The organism is Pantoea anthophila, assembly GCF_026104315.1.
Lineage (GTDB): Bacteria > Pseudomonadota > Gammaproteobacteria > Enterobacterales > Enterobacteriaceae > Pantoea > Pantoea anthophila.
In genome coordinates, this window is the sequence record NZ_CP110473.1 from 1,000,541 (window position 1) to 1,027,303 (window position 26,763).

Consider the following 26,763-nt stretch of genomic DNA (forward strand, 5'->3'; position numbering starts at 1 on the left):
AGCGCCTGTTATCAGACGCGGATTCGGCGGGCCGGAGAGGGGAGAAAAGGTGTAAAAAAGCAGTGCCACCCGCCAGCCAATCGTTTGCGTAAAAAGAGGCGGTTCACCCTACCTTCACCTGTTAAAACGGTTTACACTGTTGGCCTTCGCTCCCAGAGGGGGCAAATACCGTCAGAAAGTTAGCTGAGTCAGGAGATCCGGATGTTAAAGCGTGATATGAACATTGCCGATTATGATGCCGAGTTGTGGCAGGCGATGGAGCAGGAGAAAGTGCGTCAGGAAGAGCACATTGAACTGATTGCTTCTGAAAACTACACCAGCCCGCGTGTTATGCAGGCGCAGGGTTCTCAGCTCACCAACAAATACGCTGAAGGCTATCCGGGTAAACGCTACTACGGCGGTTGTGAATACGTTGATATCGTTGAGCAGCTGGCGATCGATCGCGCAAAAGCGCTGTTTGGTGCCGACTACGCTAACGTGCAGCCTCACTCCGGTTCACAGGCAAACTTCGCCGTCTACACCGCGCTGCTGCAGCCGGGCGACACCATCCTTGGGATGAACCTGGCGCACGGTGGACACCTGACTCACGGCTCACCGGTTAACCTCTCCGGCAAACTCTATAACGTGGTTGCTTACGGTATCGATGAAACCGGTAAAATCGACTATGACGAGCTGGCTGAACTGGCGCAGACCCACAAGCCAAAAATGATCGTGGGTGGCTTCTCTGCCTACTCCGGCGTCTGCGACTGGGCAAAAATGCGTGAAATCGCCGACAGCGTTGGTGCCTGGCTGTTCGTCGACATGGCGCACGTTGCCGGTCTGGTCGCGGCTGAGGTCTATCCGAGCCCGGTTCCGCATGCGCACATCGTCACCTCCACCACCCACAAAACCCTGGCGGGTCCGCGTGGCGGCATCATTCTGGCGAAGAACGGCGACGAAGATTTCTACAAAAAGCTGAACTCTGCGGTCTTCCCGGGCGGTCAGGGTGGTCCTCTGATGCACGTTATCGCCGGTAAAGCGGTAGCCTTCAAAGAGGCGATGGAGCCGGAGTTCAAAACCTACCAGCAGCAGGTGGCAAAAAACGCCAAAGCGATGGTAGAGGTGCTGATTGAGCGCGGTTACGACATCGTCTCTGGCGGAACCCATAACCATCTGTTCCTGATCGATCTGGTGAGCAAAAACATGACCGGTAAAGAAGCGGATGCCGCACTGGGCCGTGCCAACATCACCGTCAACAAAAACAGCGTGCCAAACGATCCGAAGAGCCCGTTTGTCACCTCGGGTATCCGTATCGGTACCCCGGCCGTCACGCGTCGTGGCTTTAAAGAAGCAGACGTGCGTGAACTGGCTGGCTGGATCGCGGACGTGCTGGACAACGTCAATGACGAAGCGACCATTGAGCGCACTAAGCAGAAAGTGCTGGAAATCTGCGGTCGTCTGCCGGTCTACGCTTAATCGCTAACCTGTTGTAAGACACCACAAAAAGGATGGCATCTGCCATCCTTTTTTATTGCCTGTCCGGTGGCGCTCTGCCAGAGTAGCGCCCACCTGTGCTGCAAGGCAGCAAACCTGCTGGAGGGAATATGGCAATCGGCTCCGCCAGATGGCTCGGACTGGGCTACTTCACTTACTTCTTCTGTTACGGCATCTACCTGCCATTCTGGGGCGTGTGGCTGAAAGGCACCGGCCTGGATGCAGAAAAAATCGGCCTGCTGCTGGGCTGTGGCATGGTGGCGCGCTTTGTCGGCAGCCTGCTTATCGCGTCTCAGGTCAGAAATCCTGCCCGGCTGATTACGGCGCTGCGGCTGCTGGCCCTGATGACCTGCCTGTTCATCATCGGATTCTGGGTGGGTGAGCAGTGGATGTGGCTGATGGCGGTGATGATTGGCTTCAACCTCTTTTTCTCCCCGCTGGTGCCGCTCAGCGATGCGCTGGCCGCCACCTGGACACGGCAGATTGGTCTGGCTTATGGACCGGTGCGACTGTGGGGATCGCTGGCCTTTGTGCTCAGCTCGGCGTTAACCGGTGTGCTGGTCAGCGCCTGGACCTCCCAGGCGATTCTGCTGCTGCTGTCGCTGGGCGCGGTCAGTATGCTGGCCGGTATGATGCTGACCCCCGTCACGCAGCCACAGGGCGATGAGCGTCAGGGTGCCGCAGGTGGGGGCTGGCAGGCGTGGCGGGCGCTGCTGCGTGAGAATGCCGTCTGGCGGTTCATGCTCTGCGTGACGCTGCTGCAGGGGGCGCACGCCGCCTATTACGGTTTCAGTGCTATCTGGTGGCAGGAGAGCGGCTACTCCGCCTCGACGGTGGGCTATCTCTGGTCGCTGGGCGTGGTGGCGGAAGTCGTGGTCTTTGCCCTGAGCAACCGCCTGTTCCGTCGCTGGAGCGCCCGGGATCTGCTGCTGCTTTCAGGCATCTGCGCGCTAATCCGCTGGAGCCTGATGGGAGCCACTACCGCACTGCCGCTGCTGATAGTGGCGCAGATCCTCCACTGTGGCAGCTTCACCGTCTGTCATCTGGCGGCGATGCGCTTTATTGCGGCGCGGCAGGGAGCCGAAGTGATCCGCCTGCAGTCGCTCTACTCCGCCCTGGCAATGGGCGGCGGGATTGCGGTAATGACCATGATCTGTGGCGTGCTATTTACCCATCTGCAGGGCCACCTTTTCTGGGTCATGGCGCTGGTGGCGCTGCCCGCCCTGTTCCTTCGTCCCGGCTACGACTCCAGTAAATAACGAATACGCTGCTGATGGTGTAACGTCAGCGGCAGTTCAGCGTGCACCAGCGGCGGCGAGAAGAGAGGCAGCGAAGTAGGGTAGGGCGAGATGATGATATCGACATCTCGCGGTGCACCCTCCTGCTGAAACTGTCTGATATCCTGATAGGTAATGTTGATCGGCAGCAGCGTGATCTCGCGGATCTGCTGCTCCACATCCTGCTCCAGCTGCGTATCATCGCCCGTCAGAATCAGCACCTGCTTCTCCTGCAACGCACTCTCCTGCATCAGCCAGGCACCGAAGATAATGGTCATTAAACTCACCTCTTCCGGCGTAAAAGCGACGCTGTAGTGCTGTTCAAAAGGCTGTAATGCCTGCTGGGTGGTGCGCAGCAGACGGGGATAGAGGCGGCTGACATCCAGCGCGACGCTGTTGTCGATACCGATATGGAAGTGGGTGCGCTCCAGCGCCTGGGCCAGATGCGGGTAGAGCTGGTTCAGCAACCCGTCGCGGTCAGCAAAGGTAACACCGGCGCACTGTTCGAAATCATTGATCAACTGCTGCGTCGCCGTCATTAACTGCTGCTCGGCAGGATGATGAATGGCATGGGTCAGCGGCGTATGGATCTGGCTGAAGAGCAGCGTCCAGAAATCCGCTTCGCTGATCGGCGGGGCCAGGTGGCAGCGTTTGCGCCAGTGGTGGATCACATCCTCGGCGGCCTGTCGCTCTGCCTTATGCAGCAGCCAGTGACGCTGCGCTTCACTGAACAGCACCGGCTGGCGCTCGCATAAGCCATATTTCATAAAAATCTGCAGAAAAAGGCGATCGCGCTCGCTGAAATCCCGCTTCAGGCGCAGGCCGCAGTGCTGGATCAGTGCCTGCAGATTGGTCTCATCCCACAGCGCTTTCTCAATCTTCATCACCTTCAGGCGCTGGCGCAGCGGGGCGGCAAAATGCGCGCAGACAAACTCCTGCGACAGACGCAGACTGCGCCGCAGGTTGTGCAGCAGACAGAGTCGCCGATTCAGCTCTGTGCCATGAAGACGAAAACTGCCGTCCACCATCTGGTGCAATTCCAGCTGGTGATATCGCTGTATCTCATGACCGACATCCGCGATATCCTGTCGGGCAACGGCAGGATCGACGCCATTAAGCTGGCAGACTTTCTCAAGTGTGAGCGCGGATGATGGCAGAAACAGCAGCAATAAAAGGTGGCACTGACGCTGTGAACGGGTGAAGAGTGGTGCCAAAGGGGTAGCAGAACTCATCAATCAGATTTCCAGCAGGCTATTTTGAGCTAAGAATAGTCAACCGCGTCAGCGCCTGTGCGCTTTGCGCGGTTTATTTGCCGGAGGTTTAAGGCGGGTCACAAAATTTTGTTACTTATAGATTCTTTTCATCGGGAACGTTACTTTATAACATTATGAAACGCGCACTTTTAACCTTACTGATGGCACTAAGTCCGGCTGTCGTGGCTCACCCTCACAGTTTCATCGACATGAAAACCGCGCTGGTGGCACAGGGTGACACCTTTACCGGTTTAAAGATGACCTGGACCATGGATGAAATCACCTCCGCCGATCTGCTTTATGATGCAGGCGACGCCAGGCCGGGCAGCGTGGTGTGGAAAAAGCTGGCGGCGGGCGTGATGGCGAACGTTCTTGGCCAGCACTACTTTTCTGAAGTCTGGCATAACAAACAGCGGGTAAAGTTTTTGAATCTGCCAACGGAATATAATCTGTCACGCAATGGCCACAAGGCGGTGCTCGAATTTATTCTGCCGCTGGCGGAGCCGCCGACGCTGACCGGACAGCACTTTGAGATCCTGACCTTCGATCCCACCTACTTCGTCGATATGTTCTATGACAATCCCGGTGCCTTAACGCTGCCGCCTGCACTGCAGGGGCGCTGCCGCTTTACCCTGACAACACCGAAACCCAATGATTCGCTGAAGCAGTATGCGCTGTCGCTGGATAAAGCCGATGCCCCCGCAGAGGAGATGGATCTGGGCCGCCAGTTTGCTCAGACGGTGGGGCTGACATGTCAGTAATGTCCACACCGGGGCGGGGATCGCGGCTCTGGCCACTCTGGCTGATGGCGGCGCTGCTGCTGAGCGGCGGACTGCTGGTCTGGATCTACTGGTCACAGATTCTGCTGCAGAGCGTCTTGTGGCAGAAAGATCTGCACCGGCAGATGACGCAACTGTTGCAGCAGGTGGCTGAGCAACCCCATCAGGCGGGTCTGTCGCTGGTGATTTTCAGCCTGCTGTATGGCGTGCTGCATGCGCTGGGGCCGGGCCACGGAAAAGTGGTGATCGCCACCTTTCTGGCGACCCATCCTGCCAGAGTGAAAACCAGTATCAGGCTGACGCTGCTCGCCTCACTGTTGCAGGGCTCGGTAGCTATCGGGCTGGTGACGGTGATGCTGGTCATACTGCAAACCTCGTCGCGGCAGCTGCACCTCAGCAGTTTCTGGCTGGAGAAGGGCAGCTATCTGCTGGTGATCGGTCTGGGTGTGCTGATGGGCTATCGGGCGCTGCGTGCCCTGTGGCGGGCTTTGCGTCCTCGGCCTGCGCCACTGTTTCGCGCCTTCCAGCCCCATCATCAGCATGATGCGCAGTGTGGATGCGGACATGCGCACCTGCCGACACCGCAGCAGATGCAGGGAAGTGTCAGCCTGAAAACTCAGCTGCTGGTCGTGGTGTCGATGGGATTACGCCCCTGTTCCGGCGCGATCATGATGCTGCTGTTTGCCAAAGTGATCGGCGTTTATGGCTGGGGCGTGCTCTCGGCTGCGGTGATGGCGCTCGGCACGGCCCTCACCATTTCGGCCATAGGCGTGCTGGTTCAGCAGGCGCGCTCGGTGGCGCAACGGCTGGCGCAGCCCCGCGAAACGGCGGGCAGGGCGCGGCTGCTTATCCCGCTGCTGACCCTGACCGGCAGTCTGATTTTAATCGTCGCGGGTCTCGCCCTGTGGCAATCAGCCCAGCTGACGCTGGGCGGTGGTATCCGGCCTTTCTGAATTAAAAACGCAGCGGGAATAAAATAGCCGCTGCGTTCTTCTCTTCGCTAATCCGCTTTAAATTCACATCTTTATTATTTTCTCACGCCGCTTTAGTGGAGAAGTGACTATTTCCTGTCTACGCTGTTAATACCAAATCGGCACGTCGCCGTCGGGATGATAAAAGATCAAAGCAGCTTTCTTTTTTGCGAGGAGTATATTTCATGGCTGATACCCGTATTAATAATGGTTATACCGAAACGCTGGCGACCGGGCCCGCAGGATTACCGTTAAAGCGTATTTCCTGGAGCGCCGTATTTGCCGGTGTTATCTGCGCGCTTATCGTTCACATCATTCTGACGCTGCTGGGAACGGCGATCGGTGCTACCACCATTGATCCGATGAAAGAACAGAATCCTCTGGATGGCCTTGGTACGGGCGCACTGGTCTGGACGGCGATTGAGATGCTGGTTGCCATTGCGGCGGGTAGCTATGTGGCAGGACGTCTGGCGCAGCGCGAAGGCGCCATGCACGGCTTACTGATGTTTGGCCTTAGCACGATTTTCACTATTTACCTGGCGGTTACGCTGGCTTCCAGTGTATTAGGCGGCGCGATGAATATTGTAGGCTCCGGCTTCCAGGCGCTGGGTAACGGTATTTCCGCAGCGGCACCTTCGGTAACGCAAATGGCAAAAGAGAAGCTGCAGGAAAATAATATTAATCTGGATAACCTGCAGAGCGAACTGGAAACCACGCTGCGTCAGACCGGTAAGCCGGAATTACAGCCAGAGAATTTAAAACAGGATGCGAATAACGAAGCGCAGAATGCAGAGAATCAGGCGAACAATACCGCAAACCATCCGCAGACGGCCGATACCGATCTGGCTAACTGGTTAAAAGGTGTGATGGATCGTCATTCCGATACGCTGCAGGCCGCTGACCGTGATGCGCTGAAAAATATTATCAAGGCGCGCACCGGTAAAAGCGATGAGGAAGTGGATCAGATCGTAGCCAAAACCGAGCAGAGCTATCAGCAGGCCGTTCAGAAGTATCAGGAACTGAAACAGCAGGCTGAGCAGAAAGCGCGTGAAGCCGGCGAAAAAGCGGCCGCCGCCACTGCAAAAGCGAGCTGGTATGCCCTGATTCTGCTGATCATCGAAGCCGTGCTGGCGGGTGTGATGGGTATGGTGGGTCGTCGCACTCAGCCTCGTCAGGTGCTGGCGCACGAACGTCGCTAATCCCCTGTAACAGGCAATAAAAAAGGCGGCTGAGAAGCCGCCTTTTTTCTGTCTGAGACTTAGCGCTTTAACGCTTCGCTCAGCTCATCACGCATGGAGGAGAGCATCGCTTTCACTACACGCGGGTTACCGGCAACGATATTACCGGAGTGCATATAGCCATGGTTACCGGTGAAGTCAGTTACCAGACCGCCCGCTTCACGAACCAGCAGTTCACCCGCCGCAAAGTCCCACGGCTTCAGGCCGATTTCAAAGTAACCGTCCACGCGACCGGCGGCCACGTAGGCCAGATCCAGCGCAGCTGAACCAGTGCGGCGGAAATCGGCGCACTGCGTAAAGAGTTTGGTCAGGATGTTCATGTAAGCCGGTGCATGCTGCTTCATCTTGAACGGGAAGCCGGTTGCCAGCACGGTGCCATCCAGATCGCGGGCAATGCTGCCGCGCAGACGATAGCCGTTCAGCTGGGCGCCCTGACCGCGTGAAGAGGTGAAGAGCTCATTGCGCATCGGATCGTAAACGACCGCGACTTCAGTGCGGCCTTTAATGCGCACAGCGATAGAGACAGCGAAATGGGGCAGACGTTTGATGAAGTTTGAGGTGCCATCCAGCGGATCGATAACCCATTGAACGTCCTGATCTTCGCCCGCCAGCTCACCGCTTTCTTCGGTGATGATGGTGTGTTTCGGGTAAGATTTACGAATGATTTCGATAATCAGGCGTTCTGCTTCACGGTCAACATTGGTTACGAAGTCGTTGCTGCCTTTCTGGCTGGCTTCGACGGCGTCCGGGGTTTCATAATATTTGGCAATTAAATTTCCGGCCTTGCGCGCTGCGCGCACGGCAATGTTGAGCATTGGATGCATCGGTATCTCTCGCTGGATGTTAAAGAACGGGGAAAACGGCGCGGAGTATAGCAGTGTGTTCGGTAAATGTCCTGCTTTATGTTAGGATTCTCCCCACTGATTTTACTGACCCGTTTCTGAGTATCCCTAATCATGCTGCAAAATATTCGTATCGTTCTGGTTGAGACCTCTCACACCGGTAACATGGGCTCCGTTGCGCGCGCCATGAAAACCATGGGCTTAACCAACCTCTATCTGGTGAATCCGCTGGTCAAGCCCGACTCACAGGCCATCTCACTCGCGGCGGGTGCCAGCGACGTTATCGGCGACGCGAAAATCGTCGACTCGCTGGATGAGGCGATCGCCGGCTGCAGCCTGGTCGTGGGCACCAGCGCCCGTTCCCGCTCACTGCCATGGCCGATGCTGGATGCGCGTGAGTGCGGCGTGAAAAGTGTGGAAGAGGGCCAGCAGGCACCGGTCGCGCTGGTCTTTGGGCGTGAGCGCGTCGGCCTGACCAACGAAGAGTTGCAGAAGTGTCACTATCACGTCGCGATTCAGGCGAATCCGGAGTACAGCTCACTGAATCTGGCGATGGCGGTGCAGATTATCGCCTATGAAGTGCGGATGGCATGGTTACAGTCGCAGGAGCAGGCCAGCCCGCCACCGAAGTATGAAGAATCGCCTTATCCGCTGGTCGACGACCTGGAGCGCTTCTATCAGCATATGGAACAGATGATGCTGAACAGCGGCTTTATCCGTGAAGCCAACCCTGGTCAGGTGATGAGCAAACTGCGCCGTCTTTATACCCGCGCGCGTCCGGAACGCGATGAACTCAACATTCTGCGCGGCATGCTTTCCTCCTTTGAAAAGCCAAAAAGCGATAAAAAATAAGCGGTTAATAGTTGACTGAATTACCAGGTTAAATAGTTGAGTGTTTTACCAGGTTAAATAGTTGACCAATTTACTCGGGAATGTCAGACTTCAGAGCATCTGTTGCTAATCCTCCGATAACCGGACGCTATTGAGGTCGTATGCTATGAGACTGACATCCAAAGGACGTTATGCCGTTACCGCAATGCTGGACGTGGCCCTTCACTCCCATGAAGGCCCGGTCCCGCTGGCTGATATTTCAGAGCGTCAGGGCATTTCGCTCTCCTATCTGGAGCAGTTATTCTCGCGGCTGCGCAAAAACGATCTGGTCTCCAGCGTCCGGGGACCGGGCGGCGGTTATCTGCTGGGCAAAGCGTCCAATACCATCTCTGTCGGTGAAGTGATCACCGCCGTGGATGAGTCTGTAGATGCGACGAAGTGCCAGGGGAAAGAGGGCTGCCAGGGCGGCGAACGTTGCCTGACCCACGTACTGTGGCGCGACCTGAGCGTGCGCATCAGTGACTTCCTGAATAACATCACGCTGGCTGAGCTGGTGAACAATCAGGAGATCCTGGATGTCGCCGACCGGCAGAATGCGATTGATAATCGCCGCTTCCAGAGCCCGCGTACTCAGGAAATCAACATCAATCAGCGCGCCTCGTAATCCCCCCTGTTCCGGCCCTTACTGCTAACGCGGTCAGGGCCGAATCTGCTATAAAGACGTATGATTTTTTATACGGAGCTGTAGCGCAATGAAATTACCGATTTACCTGGATTACGCCGCCACCACGCCGGCCGATCCGCGTGTGGCCAGCAAAATGATGCAGTTTCTGACGCTGGATGGCACGTTCGGTAACCCGGCCTCGCGATCGCACCGTTTTGGCTGGCAGTCTGAAGAAGCGGTCGATGTTGCGCGTAATCAGATCGCCGAACTGGTCAATGCCGATCCGCGTGAAATCGTCTTTACCTCAGGCGCCACCGAATCTGACAACCTCGCAATCAAAGGTGCGGCCCACGCCCATCAGGCGCGCGGCAAACATATCATCACCAGTAGGACCGAACACAAAGCGGTACTCGACAGCTGTCAGCAGCTGGAGCGTGAAGGCTTTGAGGTTACCTGGCTTACGCCTGGCACTGACGGCATTATCTCCCCTGACCAGCTGCGGGCGGCGCTGCGCGACGACACCATTCTGGTCACCCTGATGCACGTCAATAATGAAACCGGCGTGGTTCAGGATATCGCCGCCTTTGGTGAACTCTGCCGCGAACGTGAGATTCTGTTTCATGTGGATGCGACCCAGAGCGTCGGCAAGCTGCCTGTCGATCTCGGCGTGCTGCCGGTGGATCTGATGTCCTTTTCTGCTCACAAACTCTATGGCCCGAAAGGCATCGGCGCGCTCTATGTGCGGCGGAAACCGCGCGTGCAGATCGCCGCCCAGATCCACGGTGGCGGGCACGAGCGCGGTATGCGATCCGGCACCCTGCCGGTTCATCAGATTGTCGGGATGGGGGAAGCCTTTCGCATCGCAGCTGAAGAGCGCGAAACCGAGATGGCGCGTCTGCAGGCGCTGCGTGAGCGTCTGTGGCAGGGCATCAGCGCACTGCCGGGCGTGACCCTTAACGGCCATCCTCAGCAGAGCGCGCCGAATATTCTCAACGTCAGTTTCGCTGACGTTGAGGGTGAATCATTGATCATGGCGCTGAAAGATCTGGCGCTCTCTTCCGGCTCGGCCTGTACCTCCGCCAGCCTGGAGCCTTCCTATGTTCTGCGGGCGCTGGGGCTGAGTGAAGAGCTGGCGCACAGTTCGCTGCGCTTTTCGCTGGGACGCTTCACCACCGAGGAAGAGATCGACTATGCCATCGCGCTGGTGCAGAAATCCGTGACGCGTCTGCGGGCATTAATGAAATCCTGACACCCGGTCAGAATCCGGAAACGGCACCTGTCATTGCACTTCGCTGGCATCACCCGACGGAATCTGTTATCAGGTCTGTCTGCGGATTGCATTTAACATCTTATTAAAGCCGTTATAACAATCAGGCTGGATGAAACAGATAACGATTATGGAGCTTTTCGATGACCACACAACCGATGAACATCACGCTTAGCAGCCAGCCCGCCGATGCGCGCTGGGGCGAAAAAGCGATTCTCAGCAGCAACGACAGCGGCATGATGCTGCATCTGACCGGCGCGGATGCGCTGAATACCATTCAGCGTGCGGCGCACAAAATCGACAGCCAGGGGATCCGCCACGTGGCGCTCACCGGCGAAGGCTGGCACCTTGAGCAGTGCTGGGCATTCTGGCAGGGCTTCCGTGGCCCGAAAGGGCAGCGTCAGGTGGAGTGGCCGGCGCTGGGTGAACATGAGCAGGCGGAGTTTGACCGTCGTCTGAAAGCGATCGACTGGGTCCGCAACGTCATCAACCTGCCTGCAGAAGATCTGGGGCCGGAACAGCTGGCACACATGGCGATCGATCTGATCAGTGAAGTGGGCGGCAGCGCCGTCAGCTATCGCATCACCAAAGGTGACGATCTGCGCGAGCAGGGCTACATGGGCCTGCACACCGTAGGACGCGGCTCGAATCGCCCGCCGGTTTTCCTGGCGCTGGATTACAACCCGACCGGTGATGAGAGTGCGCCGGTCTACGCCTGTCTGATCGGTAAAGGCATCACCTTTGATACCGGCGGCTACAGCCTGAAGCAGAGCAGCTTCATGGATTCGATGAAGTCAGATATGGGCGGAGCGGCGACCGTCACCGGCGCGCTGGCGCTGGCGATTTCCCGTGGCCTCAACAAGCGAGTCAAACTCTACCTCTGCTGTGCCGACAACATGGTCAGCAGCAACGCCTTTAAACTGGGCGATATCATTCGCTATCGCAACGGTAAATCGGTGGAAGTGATGAACACCGATGCGGAAGGACGTCTGGTTCTGGCCGACGGCCTGATCGATGCCAGCGAACAGAATCCGACGCTGCTGATCGACGCTGCCACCCTGACCGGCGCAGCCAAAACGGCGCTGGGTAACGATTACCATGCGCTGTTTACCTTTGACGACGTGATGGCGCAGTCGCTGATGGGCAGCGCGGTGAGCGAGAATGAACCTTTCTGGCGTCTGCCGCTGGCAGAATTCCATCGCAGTCACCTGCCGTCTAACTTCGCTGACCTTAACAACATCGCCAGTCCTTCCCATGCGGCGGGGGCCAGCAGTGCGGCAGCGTTCCTGTCCCACTTCGTCAGCCACTATCAGCAGGGCTGGCTGCACATCGACTGCTCTGCGACCTATCGCAAAGGCGCGGTCGATCAGTGGGCCGCAGGCGCAACCGGCCTGGGCGTGCGCACTATCGCCAACCTGTTACTGAAATAAGCTGACCCCAGCGGTGGCCGATGCCACCGCGATGCAGAGAGCAACTATGAACCGTCTTGAAGAGGTGCTGAAGCTGGCCGCAACTGAGCCAGCCCATCGGCCCGAATTTTTTCAACTGCTGCTGGAGTCCGATGTCTGGATACCGGGTGAAAGCACCCAGCCACAGCTCGATGCCAGTACGCCGGTTGATCTGCAGCACTGGGAAAAAGAGGATGGCAGCAGCATCATTCCTTTTTTCACGTCAGAACAGGCGATGAGCGAAGCCGTCACGGGTGAACAGGCCTGGCTGCGTCTGCCGGTGCGGACGCTGTTTGAGATTACGCGCGGCGAAACGCTGTTTCTCAATCCAAAGCTCCCTTCCGGCAAAGAGTTTACCCCGGCAGAGATTACGCATCTGCTGGCGGAGCAGGGCAGTGCGCTGAGTCAGCAGACCGTGCTGGAAGGCGGGCACGCCCTGCTGCTCTCTGAGGTGGCCGAGCCGCCTGCGCAGATGATCGACTCGCTGACGCAGCTGTTCAGCAAGCACAAAGAGGTGCGGCGCGCCTTTGTTGCCAGCATTCGTGAGCAGGCCGACGAAGCGCCTAATCTGCTGATTGGTATCGAAGCGGACAGCAACATTGAGGCGATTATTCAGGCGGCGGGCAGCGTGGCAACGGATACGCTGCCGGACGATGCGCCGATTGATATCTGCGAAGTTACCCTGCAGGACCGCGGTATCAGCCACTTCTTTACCGCACACATCACGCCCTTTTATGAACGTCGCTGGGGCAGTTTCCTGCGTGACTTCAAGGGCAGCGAGCGGATTATCTGACGCAGTTAAAAACAGGCGGCTCATGGGCCGCCTGTTTTTTATTTTGCAATCGGTAAGTCGTCGCGACTGCCCCATTCACCCCAGGAGCCGTCATACAGCGTGACATCCCGCGCCCCCAGCGCCGTCAGCGCCAGAATCACCACCACCGCCGTGACGCCAGAGCCGCAGCTGGCCACTACCGGTTTGCTGATATCGACACCGGCGTCAGCAAACAGCTGGCGCAGCGCCGCCTCCGGCTTCAGTTCTCCCTGCTCTACCAGACTGTTCCACGGCACGTTCAGACTGTTGGGAATATGCCCGCGATGTAATCCGGGACGCGGCTCGTCCACTTCCGCGTTGAAGCGATTGGCCGCACGTGCATCCACGATCTGTGCGCCGCCTTCATGGCTGATCAGCAGCACATCCGTCAGACGTTTCACCCGGCTTTCATCCGCCTGAGCCTCAAACTCGCCTTCCGGCAGGCTGACCTCGCCGGTTTCCAGCGCAAAGCCCGCTGCTTTCCAGCCCTGCAGTCCGCCCGCCAGGATCGACACCTGCGCGACACCAAAGGTCTTCAGCATCCACCAGGCGCGTGGCGCGGAGAAGAGATTGCCTTCGTCATAGACCACCAGGTGTTTATCGCTGCTGACGCCCAGCTCGCGCATCGCCACGGCAAAGCGTTCGGCGCGCGGCAGCATATGGGGATAGGGGCTGGTGTGGTCGGACAGCGCTTCGATATCGAAGTAAGGGGCGTCGGGTAAGTGTCCCGCCAGATATTCAGCCTGAATATCACGCACGGCCTCCATGCCGGGTGGCAACATGCGCGCATCCAGTACCTGAAGCCGCTCATCGTCATAGTGCTCTTGTAACCAGTCGGCGGACACAAACAGTGGCGTCGTCATAACAACCTCATCTCTGCAATCTGTGATAGCAGTGTCGGGGAATGTGGAGACCATCTCAAGCGATGCGTTAATAAAATGGGGCAGGGGAGGAGAAAAAGCCTGGCGTGCTGCTCAGGAATCGTCCGTCAGGGCCGCAGCACCGGCGCTTTTTCAGGCAAAATCATAACGAAGACGCCTCTGCGTCGACTCAGATCAAGAATTTTCAACAAATTAGGGATCTCTGATAGGCAATGCCGCACTCAGCCCCTATAATCGGCGCCGTTTATTGGCCGGGGGCTGCGCCGCCGGTTTCTTCAGGACGTCAAGACAGAGGTCATCATGGCAATCGAACGTACTTTTTCTATCATCAAGCCAAACGCCGTCGCTAAAAATGTGATTGGTGCTATCTACAACCGTTTTGAAAGCGCTGGCTTCAAAATCGTTGGTGCAAAAATGCTGCAGCTGAGCAAAGAGCAGGCTGAAGGTTTTTACGCTGAGCACCAGGGCAAGCCATTCTTTGATGGTCTGGTTGAATTCATGACCTCTGGCCCGGTTGTCGTTTCTGTACTGGAAGGTGAAAATGCCGTTCAGCGTCACCGTGACCTGATGGGTGCGACTAACCCGGCAAACGCACTGGCTGGCACCCTGCGTGCTGACTACGCAGACAGCTTCACCGAAAACGCCACGCACGGTTCAGATTCTGCTGAATCCGCTGCCCGCGAAATCGCCTATTTCTTCGGCGAAAACGAAATCTGCCCACGTACCCGTTAATCGCCTGGCGATAAACAGCAGGTCGGCTTTACAAAAATCTGCCTGAGGGAGCCACTCCCGCCTGTTATCAGGCCGCAGATGTTGTACAATATTGCGCCTTCATTGACTTCGCTTAATGAAGGCGCAATTTTTTTCACCTATCCCTGAACAGCGCCATAACGTGTAACAACGAGGCCAGAGAATATTATGTCCGAACAGATTGTGACGTCCGCGTCCGCATCCCCCATTGTCGTTTCCCCTAAAAGCCAGAAAATCAACCTGCTGGATCTCAACCGTCAGCAGATGCGCGAGTTTTTCCAGTCGCTGGGCGAAAAGCCGTTCCGTGCCGATCAGGTCATGAAGTGGATTTACCACTACTGCTGCGACGATTTCGAGCAGATGACCGACATCAACAAAAAGCTGCGTAACCGGCTGATGGAGCTGACGGAGATCCGCGCACCGGAAGTGGCTGAAGAGATGCGCTCCACTGACGGCACCATTAAATGGGCCATCCGCGTGGGCGATCAGCTGGTGGAAACGGTCTATATCCCGGAAGGCGACCGCGCCACGCTGTGTGTTTCTTCGCAGGTGGGGTGTGCGCTGGAGTGTAAATTCTGTTCGACCGCACAGCAGGGCTTTAACCGTAACCTGCGGGTGTCAGAAATTATTGGTCAGGTGTGGCGTGCGGCGAAAATCGTCGGCGCAGCAAAAATCACCGGCCAGCGTCCTATCACCAACGTGGTGATGATGGGCATGGGTGAGCCGCTGCTCAACCTCAATAATGTGGTTCCGGCAATGGAGATCATGCTGGATGACTTCGGCTTCGGTCTCTCCAAGCGTCGTGTGACCCTCTCTACTTCAGGTGTGGTGCCTGCACTGGACAAACTGGGCGATATGATTGATGTGGCGCTGGCCATTTCACTGCACGCGCCTAACGACAAGCTGCGTGATGATATTGTTCCGATCAACAAAAAGTACAATATCGAAACCTTCCTGGCAGCGGTGAAACGCTACATTGGCAAATCTAACGCCAACCAGGGACGCGTGACCATTGAGTACGTCCTGCTGGATCATGTCAATGACAGCACCGACGATGCGCATGAGCTTGCCGCATTACTGAAAGAAACACCGTGTAAAATCAACCTGATTCCGTGGAACCCCTTCCCGGGTGCACCTTATGGCCGCAGCTCAAACAGCCGCATTGACCGCTTCTCCAAGGTGCTGATGGACTACGGTTTTACCACCATTGTGCGTAAAACCCGTGGCGACGATATTGATGCCGCCTGTGGTCAGTTAGCGGGTGAGGTGATCGACCGCACCAAGCGTACGCTGCGTAAAAAAATGGCGGGTGAAGCCATCTCTGTGAAGGCGCTCTAGAAGCGTGACAGAGAACGTTTCCTGACGTGAAGACGCGTGGCAGGCTGCAGCCTGTCAATGTCAGGCAGAGGGAAACGATCGTGCGTAACGGATTACCCGCCAGTGTACTGGCGCTGTTTGTTGTAAGCGGGTGTGTCAGCCAGCCGCACTCATCCGGTGCTGAAGAGGTGCGTCTGCAGTTAGGGATGCACTATCTGGCGGCGGGTGATTATGCCGCCGCTGAGCGAAACTTTCTGCGCGCGCAGGCCGCCGCGCCAGAAGATTACCGGGTCTCGCTTGCGCTGGCACGACTGGCGCAACAGCAGGGCAATCAGACAGCAGCCCAGGCAGGGTTTATACTGGCACAGCAGCAGGCCCCGGATAATGGTTTTGTTGCTAACAATTACGGTGCGTTTCTCTGCGCTTTAGGGCAGTATGACGAAGCGCATCAACAGTTTAGTCGGGCAGAAACCGCTCTGTCGTCTGATGCACGCAACGACGCGCTTGAACTGGCAGGTTTTTGTTACCTGCAGGCGGGGGATGTTGTTGCCGCCCGCAGGACGCTCCGCCGGGCCATTGAAGCCGACAGGCGAAAAGCTGATTCGCTGCTGGCGGAGGCTGAAAAGCAGATGGCTGATAACCATCTGGCGAGGGTGCAGATTTTGCTCGACGTTTACCAGCTACAGTTGCCCGAAACGGCACGCAGTCTGGCGTTACACTTACGTTTCGCCGCGCTACAGGGAAATGCCGCAGACGTTTCACGTTATGGCGACCAGTTAGCGCGACGTTTTCCGCAATCGATACAGTACCAGCGTTATTTAGCTAATGAATACTGAAGCCACTCAAGAAAACTCTGCATTACATTCAACAGGTGATCGCCTGCGTCTGGCCCGTGAGCAGATGGGGCTGTCACAGCAGAACGTCGCTGAACGTCTGTGTCTGAAACTCTCTACCGTGCGTGACATCGAAGAGGACAAATCGCCTGCCGATTTAGCCTCGACGTTCCTGCGCGGTTACATCCGCTCTTATGCGCGTCTGGTGCACATTCCTGAAGAGGAACTGCTACCGATGATGGCGAAACAGACGCCGGTCCGGGCGGCAAAAATCGAGCCGATGCAAAGTTTCTCCCTGGGCAAGCGCCGCAAGAAACGCGACGGCTGGTTAATGATTTTTACCTGGCTGGTGGTGTTCGTGGTGATTGGCCTGACCGGCGCCTGGTGGTGGCAGAATCACAAAGCGTCGCAGGACGATCTGGTGCCGATGACCGACCAGAACGGCAGCAGCGGCGATAGCGGCCAGTCGATTCCGCTGGGTGAGACCAGCGGTGACAGCGCGGCGCCAGCCGCGCCTGACGAAAGTAATACGGCCGCCAGCGACAACAGCGCGACCAGCACGCCAGCCACCTCTGCGCCGGCTGCCAGCACGACCACTACCCCAGCCACAACGCAGACCGACAGCAGCAATGCTGTCGTGTCACCGAGCCAGGCGCCACAGGACACCACATCGGCAGCACCGGCCACGACTAACCCTGCCACCAGCACGACGCCACAGATGCCGGTCGGCGCTGCCGCAGTCAGTGAACCGGCGGCCGACCCGAATGCGGTGGTCATGAACTTCACCGCCGACTGCTGGCTGGAAGTGAGCGATGCCACCGGCAAAAAACTGTTCAGCGGCATTCAGCGTAGTGGTGGTAAACTGAGCCTCGCGGGCACACCTCCGTATCGTCTGAAAATTGGCGCGCCGTCCGCGGTTCAGGTGCAATATCAGAATCAGCCCGTTGATTTAAGTCGTTTTATCCGTAATAACCAGGTTGCTCGCCTGACGTTGGGTGCGCAATAACAGCGTATCGCGTACCGGGCAATTGTGGAGAAGAAATATGCATAACGAAGCACCCATTATCCGTCGTAAATCCAGACGCATTTACGTCGGCAAGGTGCCGGTCGGTGACGGCGCACCTATTGCCGTCCAGTCGATGACCAACACCCGCACCACTGACGTGGAAGCGACGGTAAATCAGATCAAAGCCCTTGAGCGCGTCGGTGTCGACATCGTTCGTGTCTCGGTGCCGACCATGGATGCCGCAGAAGCGTTCAGGCTGATCAAACAGCAGGTGAACGTGCCGCTGGTTGCAGACATCCATTTTGACTACCGCATCGCCCTGAAAGTCGCCGAATATGGCGTTGACTGCCTGCGCATCAATCCTGGTAATATCGGGAATAATGAGCGTATTCGTATGGTGGTTGACTGCGCGCGCGACAACAATATTCCGATCCGGATTGGCGTTAACGCCGGTTCGCTGGAAAAAGATCTGCAGGAAAAGTATGGCGAGCCGACGCCGCAGGCGTTGCTGGAATCAGCCATGCGTCACGTCGATCACCTCGACCGTCTCAACTTCGACCAGTTTAAAGTCAGTGTAAAAGCCTCTGACGTCTTCCTGGCGGTGGAATCTTATCGCCTGCTGGCAAAACAGATCGATCAGCCTCTGCATCTCGGGATCACCGAAGCGGGCGGGGCGCGCGCTGGCGCAGTCAAATCGGCGATTGGGCTGGGTCTGCTGCTGTCAGAAGGGATCGGCGACACGCTGCGTATCTCGCTGGCGGCCGATCCGGTTGAAGAGGTCAAAGTCGGCTTCGATATTCTGAAATCACTGCGCATCCGTTCGCGTGGGATTAACTTCATCGCCTGCCCGACCTGTTCACGTCAGGAGTTTGACGTGATCGGCACCGTCAACGCGCTGGAGCAGCGTCTGGAAGATCTCATCACGCCGATGGATGTCTCCATTATCGGCTGTGTGGTCAACGGACCGGGCGAAGCGACGCTCTCGACCCTGGGCGTAACCGGTGGCAGCAAGAAGAGTGGTTTCTACGAGGATGGCGTGCGTCAGCGCGATCGTCTCGATAACCATGACATGATCGATCAGCTGGAAGCGCGCATTCGTGCCAAAGCGTCGATGCTGGATGCCAGCCGCCGTATTGACGTGCAGCAGCTGGAAAAATAATGGCGTGCGCAGCCTGCGTGCGTGACTTTTTTGACTGAACCTGTGCGGTTTCATCCTCATAAGGTATGATGCCGGACAGGTTTTTTTGCATTAAGAGATTTTAACGTGGCGAAGAATATTCAGGCGATTCGCGGGATGAACGACTACCTGCCTGCGGATACCGCTCTCTGGCAACGGATTGAAGGCGTACTCAAGCAGACGCTGGCGAGCTACGGCTACAGCGAAATTCGCTTGCCGCTGGTGGAGCAGACCCCACTGTTTAAACGCGCCATCGGTGAAGTCACCGATGTGGTTGAAAAAGAGATGTACACCTTTGAAGACCGCAATGGCGAAAGCCTGACGCTGCGTCCGGAAGGAACCGCAGGCTGTGTGCGAGCCGGTATCGAGCACGGTTTACTCTACAATCAGGAGCAGCGCCTGTGGTACATGGGGCCGATGTTCCGCTATGAGCGTCCGCAGAAGGGCCGTTATCGCCAGTTCTACCAGATCGGCGTCGAAGTGTTTGGTCTGCAGGGGCCGGACATCGATGCGGAGCTGATTATGCTCAACGCCCGCTGGTGGAAAGCGTTAGGCATTGCCGACCACGTTCGCCTGGAACTCAACTCCATCGGCTCACTGGAAGCGCGTGCGCACTACCGCGACGCACTGGTCGCCTTCCTCGAACAGCACAAAGAGGTGCTGGATGAGGATTGCAAACGCCGCATGTACAGCAACCCGATGCGCGTTCTCGACAGTAAAAATCCCGATATTCAGCACCTGCTGAATGATGCGCCGCAGCTCGGCGACTATCTTGATGACGAATCACGCGACCATTTCAGCGGCCTGTGTGCCCTGCTGGATGACGCGGGCATCCGCTACACCGTCAATCAGCGTCTGGTGCGCGGCCTGGATTACTACAATCGCACCGTGATTGAGTGGGTCACCGACAGCCTGGGTTCACAGGGTACCGTGTGCGGCGGCGGTCGCTATGACGGTCTGGTAGAGCAGCTTGGTGGACGTGCCACCCCTGCGGTGGGCTTCGCGATGGGCATGGAGCGTCTGGTGCTGCTGGTTCAGGCGGTCAATCCGGAATTTGAACCGACGAGCAATGTGGATGTCTATGTTATCGCTTCCGGTCAGGGCGTGCAGTCCGCTGCGATGCAGCTGGCTGAGAAATTGCGCGATGAAGCGCCAGAGCTGAGGCTGATGACTAACTTTGGCGGCGGCAACTTCAGGAAGCAGTTTGCCCGCGCTGACAAGTGGGGCGCTCGCGTCGCGCTGGTGCTGGGCGAGGATGAAGTCAAAGCCGGTCAGGTCGTGGTGAAAGATCTGCGCCGTGGCGAGCAGCAAACGCTGGATCAGGCAGAGGCTGCTGCTGTATTGCGCACGCTGTTACAGGCGTAACACAGCACCAACCATAGAAAGGAGAAGGATTGCGTGGAAGTGTATAGCAATGAGAACGAGCAGACCGAAGCGCTGCGCAACTTTTTTACCAGCAATGGTAAGGCGTTAGCCATTGGCGTAGTCATCGGCATTGCTGCGCTGGGTGGCTGGCGTTACTGGAGCAGTCATCAGGACGATACTGCGAAAACGGTATCGGCCCAATATCAGCAGCTGACCACCGCCATGCAGGCGGGCAAACCTGAGACGCTGGAAGCGGTCAACCGGTTTGCCAGCGAAAACAGCAACACTTATGGTGCGCTGGCGGCGATGGATCTGGCGAAGCAGTATGTGGATGCCGGTCAGCTTGATAAAGCCGCAGCACTGCTACAAAACGGACTGAAAGATACCAAAGATGCCAATCTGCAGGCGGTCATTAACCTGCGTCTGGCTCGCATTCAACTGCAACAGAATCAAGCGGATGCGGCGCTTAAAACCCTTGACGGTGTGAAGGGTGATGGCTGGACAGCCATTGTGGCCGATATTCGCGGCGAAGCGCTGCTGGCCAAAGGCGACAAGCAGGGCGCGCGCGATGCCTGGAGTAAAGGGGTGGAATCTGACGCCTCTCCGGCATTGAAGCAAATGATGCAGATGAAGATGAATAACTTAAGCTAAGCCAGTCAAGAGAGAGCGCATGGAATTACGTAAATACCTGCTGCCGGGACTGATTTCAGTCACTTTGCTCAGCGGTTGTTCGCTGTTTAGCGGCGAAGAAGATGTAGTGAAAATGGCCCCGCTGCCGAAGGTGGAAAATCAGTTTACGCCAGAGAAAGTGTGGAGCACCTCAGTCGGCGATGGCGTGGGTGATTTCTACTCTAATCTGCATCCTGCCTGGCAGGACAGTACGGTCTTCGCAGCCGACCGCTTTGGTATCGTGAAAGCGCTGGATGCCGCAGACGGTAAAGAAAAATGGAAAGTCGATCTCTCTGAGAAAACCGGCTTCTTCTCGAAAAATCGCTCAGCCCTGTTGTCGGGCGGCCTGACGGCGGATGGCGATCGGATCTATGTCGGCAGCGAGCGCGGTCAGGTTTATGCCCTGAACAGCAGCGATGGCAGCCTGGCCTGGCAGACGAAAGTCGCCGGTGAAGCGCTGTCACGTCCGGTGGTCAGCGATGGCCTGGTGCTGATCCATACCAGCAACGGCATGTTGCAGGGTCTGGATCAGAGCAGCGGGGCAGTGAAGTGGAGCGTTAACCTGGATATGCCTGCGCTATCACTGCGCGGTGAATCGGCTCCGGCTGTTGCGTTTGGCGGGGCCATTGTCGGTGGTGACAACGGCCGCGTCAGTGCCGTTGTGCTGAACCAGGGACAACTGATCTGGCAGCAGCGTATTTCTCAGGTCAGCGGCGCAACCGAAATCGATCGTCTGAACGATGTCGATACGACCCCGGTTATCGTCAACGGCGTGGTTTACGCGCTGGCGTACAACGGTGACCTGACGGCGCTGGATCTGCGTTCCGGCCAGATTCTGTGGAAACGCGAAATCGGCGGTGTGAAAGATCTGATTGTTGATGCCGGCCGCATCTATCTGGTCGATCAGGATGACCGTGTGATTGCCCTGAACGCGGATGGTGGCGTCGCTATCTGGCGTCAGAGCGATCTGCTGCATCGCAACCTGACTTCACCGGTGCTCTACAACGGCTATCTGGTGGTCGGCGACAGCGAAGGGTATATGCACTGGCTGAACACCACCGACGGTCGTTTTGTCGCGCAGCAGAAGCTGGACAGTTCCGGTTTCCAGACCGAGCCTGTGGTCGCCAGCGACAAGCTGCTGATCCAGTCGAAAGATGGTGAGGTTTATGCGATTACCCGTTAACGGGTAAACGTCCGGCAGGTGAAATCCTCCGTTCCGACGGCTCCTGATTTAATCAGGGGCCGTTTCGTTTTTAGTCAGGCATGGTATTCTTTGCGCCTTAAGCCTGAACTTAACGGCCAGAGCCGTTATAATCACGCCATTCGGGCGATTCATTTTTTATTGAGGCATTTTGTTATGGTACCTGTGGTCGCGCTGGTTGGGCGTCCCAATGTGGGAAAATCTACGCTATTTAACCGCTTAACCCGCACTCGTGATGCGCTGGTAGCGGATTTTCCCGGACTGACTCGCGATCGCAAATATGGTCGCGCCGAAGTGGAAGGGCGCGAATTTATTGTTATTGATACCGGTGGTATCGACGGCACCGAAGAGGGTGTTGAAACGCGGATGGCCGAGCAGTCACTGCTGGCGATTGAAGAAGCGGATGTCGTACTATTTATGGTCGACGCACGTGCGGGCATGATGGCCGCCGATCAGCAAATCGCTAAACACCTGCGTTCCCGCCAGAAAGCCACTTTCCTGGTGGCGAACAAAACTGACGGGCTCGATCCGGATCAGGCGGTTATCGACTTCTATTCACTCGGCCTGGGCGAGATCCACGCCATTGCGGCGTCGCACGGTCGTGGTGTCACCAGCCTGATTGAAACGGCGCTGCTGCCGTGGATGGAGACGGTTGAGCCGGTCGAACTGACCGAAGAAGAAGAGAACCAGGCTTACTGGGCGGCGCTGGACGCCGAGGAGATCGCTGAGCAGGAAGCCGCCGAGGAAGAAGAAAACTTCGACCCGACAGGTTTACCTATCAAGCTGGCCATCGTGGGGCGTCCTAACGTAGGTAAGTCAACGCTTACTAACCGTATCCTCGGTGAAGACCGCGTAGTGGTCTACGATATGCCCGGCACCACTCGCGACAGTATCTATATTCCGATGGAGCGTGACGGACGTGATTACGTACTGATCGACACCGCCGGGGTGCGTAAGCGCGCCAAGATTTCTGACACCGTAGAGAAATTCTCGGTGATCAAGACGCTGCAGGCGATTGAAGATGCCAATGTGGTGATGCTGGTCATCGACGCCCACGCCGGTATCTCGGATCAGGATCTCTCCCTGCTGGGCTTTATTCTCAACAGTGGCCGCTCGCTGGTAATCGTGGTTAACAAATGGGATGGCCTGTCGCAGGAAGTGCGTGACGAAGTGAAAGAGACGCTGGACTTCCGTCTGGGCTTTATCGATTTCGCCCGCATCCACTTTATCTCTGCGCTGCACGGCAGCGGCGTGGGTAACCTGTTTGAATCGATCACTGAAGCCTATGACTGTTCGACCCGGCGCGTAAACACCTCGCTGCTGACGCGCATCATGAACATGGCGGCAGACGATCACCAGCCACCTCTGGTGCGCGGCCGTCGCGTTAAGCTTAAGTATGCCCATGCCGGTGGTTACAACCCGCCCATCGTGGTTATCCACGGGAATCAGGTGAAAGATCTGCCAGATTCTTACAAGCGCTACCTGATGAACTATTTCCGCAAATCCCTGAATGTGATGGGAACGCCAATCCGTATTCAGTTCAAAGAGGGTGAGAACCCTTATGAAGGCAAGCGTAACCTGCTGACGCCGACGCAGCAGCGTAAACGTAAGCGTCTGATGGCGCATATGAAAAAGAATAAGCGTTAACGAGAAGAGGGCCATGAGGCCCTCTTTTTTTTTGTGCTGAACACGCCACTCAGGAGGAGAAAGGTGACTATTCACTGCGAAAAATGTCAGCAGCCACTGCGGCTCAGCGACGGCGAATTTATCTGTGACCGCTGCAGTGCGCACTATCCGGCGCAGCCCGTCTGTCCGGAGTGTTACCAGCCACTGACGGTACTGAAAGCCTGCGGTGCGGTCGACTATTTTTGTCAACATGGCCACGGATTGATCTCGCGCAGGCGGGTGCAGTTTCAGCCGTCCACACCGTAAGATTTGGCTATGATTAAACGCACCGGCGAACCCGACCCGCCCGCCGTTTTGTAGCAAAAATGCTATTACGTCGTAACAAATGAGTTGTATATGTTCACTCGGTTATGTACCAGGTGGTACAATCCTGCCGCGTCGTGGGAGGGGCCAGCCACATCTGTAGGCTTCCGGCCCTCAGATTCTTACGGACGCGGGTCTGTTTATAATTGATTTGAAACAGAACGGGGCTCTGCGCAGAACGTTTAAGGCGCGGAGTCCGGACGGCACCTGTCCGGACGTTCTGTTTATTCAGGAGAGATAGTTTATGGCTGAAACATCCTCCCGCTCCGCCAGGGGGTTGGGAATCGCATCCGTGCTGCTCGGACTGGTGCTGCTTGCAACCGGTCTGTTCTTTGCAATCGGTGGCGGCAAACTGGTTGCGCTTGGCGGCAGCTGGTACTTTTTGATTGCGGGGATCGTCATCGTACTTTCCGCAATTCAGTTCTTCCGCCGCAAATCGTCGGCAGCGGTTCTTTTCCTGCTGGTCTTTATCGGCACGCTGATCTGGTCGCTGTTTGATGCCGGCCTGGATTTCTGGCCGCTGGTCTCACGCCTGATGGTGCCAGCCGGACTGACACTGCTGGCCTTCCTGATCTGGCCTTCACTGCGTAAGCATGAAGGTAAGCCCTCACTGGCAAAACCTTCCTATATCTTCTCCGCACTGCTGGCCGCAGGCATGGTGGTCACGCTGGTGCAGATGTTCCAGCCGCATCCTACCGTGGCCGGTAATGGTGAAGAGCTGCCGCTGATCCCGGTCGATAAAACCAAACAGCAGAAAGACTGGGATAACTACGGCAATACGCCGCAGGGCAGCCGCTTTGTGGCGCTGGACCAGATTACCCGCGACAACGTGAAGGATCTGAAAGTTGCCTGGACCTTCCGCACCGGTGACACCCCGGTCAGCCCGACCGGTAACGGCGCAGAAGATCAGCAGACGCCGTTGCAGATTGGCAACACGATTTATCTCTGCACCCCACACAATAATGTGATTGCGGTGGAAGCGAACAGCGGTAAGCAGATCTGGAAACGCGAAATCAATGCGCAGGCTGAAGTCTGGCCGCGCTGCCGTGGTCTGGCTTACTTTGACGCGACGAAACCGCTGCAACAGCCGGACAAGCCGGGGTCAGTTCCGGTAACGGCCGTTACCCTGCCTGCCGGTGACACCTGTCAGCGTCGTATTCTGATGAACACCATCGACGCGCGTCTGATTGCCATCAACGCCGACAACGGTGAGTTCTGTGAAGACTTTGGCGATCACGGCATTGTCGATCTGAAAGCCGGCATCGGTAAGGCGCCAGACCCGCAGTATCAGCTGACCTCAGCCCCTACGCTGGCAGGCACCACTGTCGTGGTTGGCGGACGCGTGGCGGATAACGTACAGACCGATATGCCGGGCGGCGTGCTGCGTGGATTCGACGTTATCACCGGCAAGATGCGCTGGGCGTTTGACCCGGGCAACGTTGACCCGAATGCGATCCTGATGCCGGGCAAGGAGTACACCCGCAGTACGCCGAACTCCTGGGCACCGATGTCATACGATCCGACCATGAACACCGTGTTCATTCCGATGGGCAGCTCCTCTGTTGACCTCTGGGGCGCGAACCGTACCCCACTGGATCACAAATATGGCGCATCCGTGCTGGCGCTGGATGCCACCACCGGTAAAGAGAAGTGGGTCTATCAGACCGTGCACAACGATCTGTGGGACTTTGACCTGCCGATGCAGCCAAGCCTGATCGACTTCCCGCAGAAAGATGGCAGCACCACGCCAGCGGTGGTGATCGGCGGTAAAACCGGCATGATCTTTGTGCTCGACCGGATGACCGGTAAGCCTTTGACCAAAGTCGAAGAGCTGCCGATGCCGCAGGGCCATATCCCGAACGAGCAGTACACCAAAACCCAGCCACACTCGACCGGCATGCCGCAGATTGGCAACCAGACGCTGAAAGAGTCTGACATGTGGGGAGCGACGCCGTTTGATCAGCTGGCCTGCCGTGTTGCTTTTAAATCGATGCGTTATAACGGCCTGTTCACCGTGCCGGACACCGACAAGTCGCTGAGCTTCCCGGGCTCGCTGGGTGGAATGAACTGGGGCAGCATGTCGACTGACCCTAACAACCATCTGCTGTTCGTTAACGATATGCGTCTCGGCCTGTGGGTGCAGATGATCCCGGCTGACACCAACAGCATTTCACGTGGCAGCAATGGTGGCGAAGCGATCAACACCGGTATGGGTGCGGTACCGCTGAAAGGCACGCCGTACGCCGTAAACAAAAACCGCTTTATGTCTCCGCTGGGCATCCCTTGTCAGAAGCCGCCATTTGGTACGCTGTCGGCGATCGACATGAAAACCCAGAAAATCGTCTGGCAGGTACCGGTTGGTACCGTGCAGGACACCGGACCGTTTGGTATCAAAATGGGCGTGAAAATGCCGATTGGTATGCCGACGCTGGGCGGAACGCTGGCAACGCAGGGTGGCCTGGTCTTCATCGCCGGTACCCAGGATTACTATCTGCGCGCCTTTGATTCTTCAACCGGTAAAGAGGTGTGGAAAGCGCGCCTGCCGGTCGGCAGTCAGGGTGGCCCGATGAGCTACGTCTCACCGAAAGATGGTAAGCAGTACATCCTCATCTCGGCAGGTGGTGCACGTCAGTCACCGGACCGCGGTGATTACGTGATTGCTTACGCGCTGCCAGACAGCAAGTAATATCGCAAAAGGAAAAGGGCCGACATTGTCGGCCC

At 57.0% G+C, this 26,763-nt stretch carries 24 protein-coding genes; 21 read left to right on the forward strand and 3 right to left on the reverse strand.

The genetic code is table 11. The annotated features are described in order from the left end of the window. Positions 1-201 precede the first annotated feature (201 nt). Positions 202-1,455: a serine hydroxymethyltransferase gene (glyA, locus tag OJ965_RS07300; RefSeq protein ID WP_009088694.1), complete on the forward strand. Its 1,254-nt coding sequence runs from the start codon at positions 202-204 to the stop codon at positions 1,453-1,455. Between the two features lie 128 nt (positions 1,456-1,583). Then, positions 1,584-2,732 carry a 3-phenylpropionate MFS transporter gene (locus tag OJ965_RS07305; RefSeq protein WP_058957396.1) on the forward strand — a complete coding sequence of 383 codons (1,149 nt, stop codon included), beginning with the start codon at positions 1,584-1,586 and terminating at the stop codon, positions 2,730-2,732. Here OJ965_RS07305 and csiE read toward each other — a convergent pair. Then, positions 2,714-3,982 (reverse strand): stationary phase inducible protein CsiE, encoded by a 1,269-nt coding sequence (gene csiE / locus OJ965_RS07310; RefSeq protein ID WP_009088698.1) that lies wholly within the window; start codon positions 3,980-3,982, stop codon positions 2,714-2,716. The genes OJ965_RS07305 and csiE overlap by 19 nt on opposite strands. A 155-nt stretch (positions 3,983-4,137) precedes the next feature. Here csiE and OJ965_RS07315 point away from each other — a divergent pair, with 155 nt between their 5' ends. The 3 genes from OJ965_RS07315 (at position 4,138) to OJ965_RS07325 (ending at position 6,952) form a co-directional block, all read left to right on the forward strand. Then, positions 4,138-4,764, forward strand: coding sequence for a DUF1007 family protein (locus OJ965_RS07315; RefSeq protein ID WP_009088701.1), 627 nt, complete (start codon positions 4,138-4,140; stop codon positions 4,762-4,764). Beyond that, the gene (locus OJ965_RS07320; RefSeq protein ID WP_154927492.1) at positions 4,755-5,735 is read left to right on the forward strand and encodes a nickel/cobalt transporter; all 981 of its coding nucleotides are present in this window, start codon (positions 4,755-4,757) and stop codon (positions 5,733-5,735) included. The genes OJ965_RS07315 and OJ965_RS07320 overlap by 10 nt, the downstream gene beginning before the upstream one ends. A gap of 203 nt (positions 5,736-5,938) precedes the next feature. Next, positions 5,939-6,952: a TIGR04086 family membrane protein gene (locus OJ965_RS07325; RefSeq protein ID WP_046102373.1), complete on the forward strand. Its 1,014-nt coding sequence runs from the start codon at positions 5,939-5,941 to the stop codon at positions 6,950-6,952. Positions 6,953-7,011: 59 nt separating this feature from the next. Here OJ965_RS07325 and suhB read toward each other — a convergent pair whose 3' ends face one another. After that, complete coding sequence (gene suhB / locus OJ965_RS07330) at positions 7,012-7,815, reverse strand: inositol-1-monophosphatase (RefSeq protein ID WP_009088706.1); 804 nt, start codon at positions 7,813-7,815, stop codon at positions 7,012-7,014. A 132-nt stretch (positions 7,816-7,947) separates the two neighbouring features. Here suhB and trmJ point away from each other — a divergent pair, with 132 nt between their 5' ends. The 5 genes from trmJ to sseB all read left to right on the forward strand — a co-directional run bounded on the left by trmJ (position 7,948) and on the right by sseB (position 12,836). Next, on the forward strand, positions 7,948-8,685 hold the full coding sequence (gene trmJ, locus OJ965_RS07335) for a tRNA (cytosine(32)/uridine(32)-2'-O)-methyltransferase TrmJ (protein WP_046102371.1): 738 nt from the start codon (positions 7,948-7,950) through the stop codon (positions 8,683-8,685). A 145-nt stretch (positions 8,686-8,830) separates the two neighbouring features. After that, positions 8,831-9,328, forward strand: coding sequence for a Fe-S cluster assembly transcriptional regulator IscR (gene iscR, locus OJ965_RS07340; protein ID WP_009088710.1), 498 nt, complete (start codon positions 8,831-8,833; stop codon positions 9,326-9,328). A gap of 88 nt (positions 9,329-9,416) precedes the next feature. Further along, positions 9,417-10,577, forward strand: coding sequence for an IscS subfamily cysteine desulfurase (locus OJ965_RS07345; protein WP_265138589.1), 1,161 nt, complete (start codon positions 9,417-9,419; stop codon positions 10,575-10,577). 161 nt (positions 10,578-10,738) lie between these two features. Continuing rightward, positions 10,739-12,025 (forward strand): aminopeptidase PepB, encoded by a 1,287-nt coding sequence (gene pepB / locus OJ965_RS07350; protein ID WP_265138591.1) that lies wholly within the window; start codon positions 10,739-10,741, stop codon positions 12,023-12,025. 46 nt (positions 12,026-12,071) lie between these two features. Further along, positions 12,072-12,836, forward strand: a complete 765-nt coding sequence (sseB, locus tag OJ965_RS07355; RefSeq protein WP_167429244.1) for an enhanced serine sensitivity protein SseB — start codon at positions 12,072-12,074, stop codon at positions 12,834-12,836. Between the two features lie 38 nt (positions 12,837-12,874). Here sseB and sseA read toward each other — a convergent pair whose 3' ends face one another. Beyond that, a complete protein-coding gene (gene sseA / locus OJ965_RS07360; protein WP_009088719.1) occupies positions 12,875-13,717 on the reverse strand; it encodes a 3-mercaptopyruvate sulfurtransferase in 843 nt (280 codons plus the stop codon). A gap of 318 nt (positions 13,718-14,035) precedes the next feature. Between sseA and ndk the strand changes: the two genes are divergently transcribed. The 11 genes from ndk (at position 14,036) to OJ965_RS07415 (ending at position 26,728) form a co-directional block, all read left to right on the forward strand. After that, on the forward strand, positions 14,036-14,467 hold the full coding sequence (gene ndk, locus OJ965_RS07365) for a nucleoside-diphosphate kinase (RefSeq protein ID WP_003848684.1): 432 nt from the start codon (positions 14,036-14,038) through the stop codon (positions 14,465-14,467). Between the two features lie 186 nt (positions 14,468-14,653). Further along, positions 14,654-15,823, forward strand: a complete 1,170-nt coding sequence (gene rlmN / locus OJ965_RS07370; protein WP_009088720.1) for a dual-specificity RNA methyltransferase RlmN — start codon at positions 14,654-14,656, stop codon at positions 15,821-15,823. Between the two features lie 80 nt (positions 15,824-15,903). Beyond that, a complete protein-coding gene (gene pilW, locus OJ965_RS07375) occupies positions 15,904-16,638 on the forward strand; it encodes a type IV pilus biogenesis/stability protein PilW (protein ID WP_167429241.1) in 735 nt (244 codons plus the stop codon). Then, on the forward strand, positions 16,628-17,641 hold the full coding sequence (gene rodZ / locus OJ965_RS07380; RefSeq protein ID WP_009088726.1) for a cytoskeleton protein RodZ: 1,014 nt from the start codon (positions 16,628-16,630) through the stop codon (positions 17,639-17,641). Before pilW ends, rodZ begins: the two co-directional genes overlap by 11 nt. A 37-nt stretch (positions 17,642-17,678) precedes the next feature. Then, positions 17,679-18,800, forward strand: a complete 1,122-nt coding sequence (gene ispG, locus OJ965_RS07385) for a flavodoxin-dependent (E)-4-hydroxy-3-methylbut-2-enyl-diphosphate synthase (RefSeq protein WP_009088728.1) — start codon at positions 17,679-17,681, stop codon at positions 18,798-18,800. Positions 18,801-18,905: 105 nt separating this feature from the next. Then, a complete protein-coding gene (gene hisS / locus OJ965_RS07390; RefSeq protein WP_265138611.1) occupies positions 18,906-20,183 on the forward strand; it encodes a histidine--tRNA ligase in 1,278 nt (425 codons plus the stop codon). A gap of 33 nt (positions 20,184-20,216) precedes the next feature. Next, a complete protein-coding gene (locus tag OJ965_RS07395; protein ID WP_009088731.1) occupies positions 20,217-20,834 on the forward strand; it encodes a YfgM family protein in 618 nt (205 codons plus the stop codon). Positions 20,835-20,853: 19 nt separating this feature from the next. Continuing rightward, on the forward strand, positions 20,854-22,035 hold the full coding sequence (gene bamB, locus OJ965_RS07400) for an outer membrane protein assembly factor BamB (RefSeq protein WP_265138614.1): 1,182 nt from the start codon (positions 20,854-20,856) through the stop codon (positions 22,033-22,035). Between the two features lie 174 nt (positions 22,036-22,209). After that, entirely contained in the window at positions 22,210-23,700 is a 1,491-nt protein-coding gene (der, locus tag OJ965_RS07405) for a ribosome biogenesis GTPase Der (RefSeq protein ID WP_009088735.1), read from the forward strand. Positions 23,701-23,763: 63 nt separating this feature from the next. Then, complete coding sequence (locus OJ965_RS07410; protein WP_265138617.1) at positions 23,764-23,985, forward strand: zinc ribbon domain-containing protein; 222 nt, start codon at positions 23,764-23,766, stop codon at positions 23,983-23,985. Positions 23,986-24,286: 301 nt separating this feature from the next. After that, entirely contained in the window at positions 24,287-26,728 is a 2,442-nt protein-coding gene (locus OJ965_RS07415) for a glucose/quinate/shikimate family membrane-bound PQQ-dependent dehydrogenase (protein WP_265138618.1), read from the forward strand. The last annotated feature ends 35 nt before the right edge of the window (positions 26,729-26,763 follow it).

Excerpts from the sequence above, each read along its gene's own strand:
- glyA (WP_009088694.1), top strand. The coding sequence starts at position 202 with ATGTTAAAGCGTGATATGAACATTGCCGATTATGATGCCGAGTTGTGG.
- OJ965_RS07305 (WP_058957396.1), top strand. The coding sequence starts at position 1,584 with ATGGCAATCGGCTCCGCCAGATGGCTCGGACTGGGCTACTTCACTTAC.
- csiE (WP_009088698.1), bottom strand. The coding sequence starts at position 3,982 with ATGAGTTCTGCTACCCCTTTGGCACCACTCTTCACCCGTTCACAGCGT.
- OJ965_RS07315 (WP_009088701.1), top strand. The coding sequence starts at position 4,138 with ATGAAACGCGCACTTTTAACCTTACTGATGGCACTAAGTCCGGCTGTC.
- OJ965_RS07320 (WP_154927492.1), top strand. The coding sequence starts at position 4,755 with ATGTCAGTAATGTCCACACCGGGGCGGGGATCGCGGCTCTGGCCACTC.
- OJ965_RS07325 (WP_046102373.1), top strand. The coding sequence starts at position 5,939 with ATGGCTGATACCCGTATTAATAATGGTTATACCGAAACGCTGGCGACC.
- suhB (WP_009088706.1), bottom strand. The coding sequence starts at position 7,815 with ATGCATCCAATGCTCAACATTGCCGTGCGCGCAGCGCGCAAGGCCGGA.
- trmJ (WP_046102371.1), top strand. The coding sequence starts at position 7,948 with ATGCTGCAAAATATTCGTATCGTTCTGGTTGAGACCTCTCACACCGGT.
- iscR (WP_009088710.1), top strand. The coding sequence starts at position 8,831 with ATGAGACTGACATCCAAAGGACGTTATGCCGTTACCGCAATGCTGGAC.
- OJ965_RS07345 (WP_265138589.1), top strand. The coding sequence starts at position 9,417 with ATGAAATTACCGATTTACCTGGATTACGCCGCCACCACGCCGGCCGAT.
- pepB (WP_265138591.1), top strand. The coding sequence starts at position 10,739 with ATGACCACACAACCGATGAACATCACGCTTAGCAGCCAGCCCGCCGAT.
- sseB (WP_167429244.1), top strand. The coding sequence starts at position 12,072 with ATGAACCGTCTTGAAGAGGTGCTGAAGCTGGCCGCAACTGAGCCAGCC.
- sseA (WP_009088719.1), bottom strand. The coding sequence starts at position 13,717 with ATGACGACGCCACTGTTTGTGTCCGCCGACTGGTTACAAGAGCACTAT.
- ndk (WP_003848684.1), top strand. The coding sequence starts at position 14,036 with ATGGCAATCGAACGTACTTTTTCTATCATCAAGCCAAACGCCGTCGCT.
- rlmN (WP_009088720.1), top strand. The coding sequence starts at position 14,654 with ATGTCCGAACAGATTGTGACGTCCGCGTCCGCATCCCCCATTGTCGTT.
- rodZ (WP_009088726.1), top strand. The coding sequence starts at position 16,628 with ATGAATACTGAAGCCACTCAAGAAAACTCTGCATTACATTCAACAGGT.
- ispG (WP_009088728.1), top strand. The coding sequence starts at position 17,679 with ATGCATAACGAAGCACCCATTATCCGTCGTAAATCCAGACGCATTTAC.
- bamB (WP_265138614.1), top strand. The coding sequence starts at position 20,854 with ATGGAATTACGTAAATACCTGCTGCCGGGACTGATTTCAGTCACTTTG.
- der (WP_009088735.1), top strand. The coding sequence starts at position 22,210 with ATGGTACCTGTGGTCGCGCTGGTTGGGCGTCCCAATGTGGGAAAATCT.
- OJ965_RS07415 (WP_265138618.1), top strand. The coding sequence starts at position 24,287 with ATGGCTGAAACATCCTCCCGCTCCGCCAGGGGGTTGGGAATCGCATCC.